The sequence below is a fragment of the Vibrio sp. 10N.222.46.A1 genome (genome assembly GCF_041473595.1).
GTDB lineage: Bacteria > Pseudomonadota > Gammaproteobacteria > Enterobacterales > Vibrionaceae > Vibrio > Vibrio tasmaniensis_A.
The window spans coordinates 1-1,815 of the sequence record NZ_JBFRSN010001174.1 but is presented as its reverse complement, the minus strand read 5'-3'; the positions used below and the strand labels follow the sequence as shown (position 1 = coordinate 1,815).

2 protein-coding genes and 1 pseudogene are annotated in these 1,815 nt (G+C 40.9%); 2 read left to right on the top strand and 1 reads right to left on the bottom strand.

All coding sequences use genetic code 11. From position 1 onward, the window contains the following. Positions 1-462, bottom strand: a 462-nt coding sequence (locus AB4496_RS24985; protein WP_372132499.1) for a cache domain-containing protein, incomplete at its 3' end; no start/stop codon positions are given. A 233-nt stretch (positions 463-695) separates the two neighbouring features. Between AB4496_RS24985 and AB4496_RS24980 the strand changes: the two genes are divergently transcribed. Then, positions 696-1,574 carry a LysR family transcriptional regulator gene (locus tag AB4496_RS24980; protein ID WP_017097827.1) on the top strand — a complete coding sequence of 293 codons (879 nt, stop codon included), beginning with the start codon at positions 696-698 and terminating at the stop codon, positions 1,572-1,574. Positions 1,575-1,674: 100 nt separating this feature from the next. Then, a pseudogene (locus tag AB4496_RS24975) lies at positions 1,675-1,815 on the top strand (efflux RND transporter periplasmic adaptor subunit); the annotation flags it as partial.

Below are 1,815 nucleotides of genomic sequence, written 5' to 3'. Positions count from 1 at the left end.
GTCGTAAATGTATTCAATGAAACCACCACCTCTTGTCGCCTGTTCATGTAGGCGAACCGTGATTTTGATGCCATTCGGATCTTTTAAACCGCCGCCATCTTTACCTTCAAGTTGGGGCTTTAGACTGTGAACAATGTAGTGATCGTTTTCGTCGAACACAAAGAAGTATCCGCTGCCATTAGAAAAACGCGCTTCTTTTAACGCGAATCTAACCGCTTCTTGTGCTTCTTGACCTGTACCAAAACGTCGAACTACATCTTCAACTACAGATTGAGCGATAGTAGCTGCATCTTCAATATTGTTCTTACGTTCATCGGTTAAGACCGTTTGGTAGTCTTGAATTTCATATTCAAGAGCCGATAGTTGGGAGTTAATAACAATGACTAGAGTCACAATCGCAACCAACATCGCTGGTACAATTGCAGACAAAAGCATCTTCATTTTCATAGATAAATTATACATAAGTAGTCTCAAACATTATATTCGCGAAGATATTACATCATGCATACTTTTAAATAAACGCCGTACTTATTGATTGTATCGATGAGGTGATTTCGTTTTTCATTAAGTCACCTGAGTACATGTGTCTCATACACACCAATAGGTTATTAATTATTCGTTGTTTTTTCGATTTTATGTACTATTTGATATACGATAACTGTTGTCATCCAATACCCAAATTCGAAACCAACCCTATGAAAATCGAAGATCTTAAGTTGTTCACCACCGTTGTCGAACTGGGTAGTTTTACTGCCGCCGCTAATGCTCTTGACCTTCCGCGAGCTAACGTTAGCCGTAGAATTAACGACCTTGAGAAATCTCTCGGCATTCAACTGTTCTTTAGAACCACACGAAGCCTCTCCTTAACCAAATCTGGCGAGCTCTATTACAAAGAATTACTCAATGCATTGAGTGCGCTCGACAAAGCAAACCATGTCGCTTCCAACCTGTCAGAGGTTGCACACGGACAAATTAAGATTGGTCTATTGCCTGAAACCAGCGATATCATGCAGTCGACTCTGTTTAAATTCCAAGATATGTATCCTAAAGTTGAGCTTGATATTCGCAACATTAGTAACGGCTTTGTCGACATGTACCGTCAAGGGTTAGACCTCGCTATGCATGGTGGTACGTTGAGCGATGCAAACGTGGTTGCCCGTAAAGTGATGGTTCTTCAACGTATTTTTGTCGCAAGCCCTGAATTTATTGAGAAACAAGGCAAGCCTTCAAGCCTAAGAGAGCTCACTAATTACCCATTTGTTTGCTTCAGGTGGCCAAGTGGGGACATCGATAAAGAATGGGACATCAAAGATCACACCATCAAAGTAGAACCTTCGGTCGTCAGTGACAGCATTGGCTTTGTTAAAGGCGGTGTTATTCGACATAGAGGTATCGCGTTGTTACCAGAACTTTTGGTGCGACATCAGCTCAAAGACGGTAGCTTGATTAACCTATTCCCCGACGACAATCTTCAAAAAGAAGAAGCATGGTTGCTCTACCCTCAGCGTAAAGCGTTAAGCCATTCAGCACAGCTTTTGATTGATTTTCTATTACAAGAACTTCCGAAACTCTAACTATTGTAATGAATATTGTGACAGTGTTTCACGAGCAGGCTAGATTATCCTAACGAAATAGAAAGATAGAATCGCTTCATAAATTCAAGAGGAGCAATCCATGAAGCCTATCTTTCAACATTCATCTATTTTTCAACGTTCGTCTACTTTTCAACAGACACCTATATTCAAATATACAGTCATTGCACTAAGCTTAACCGCCCTGTTTGGCTGTAATGACTCAGAGGCGACTGCGCCTCAA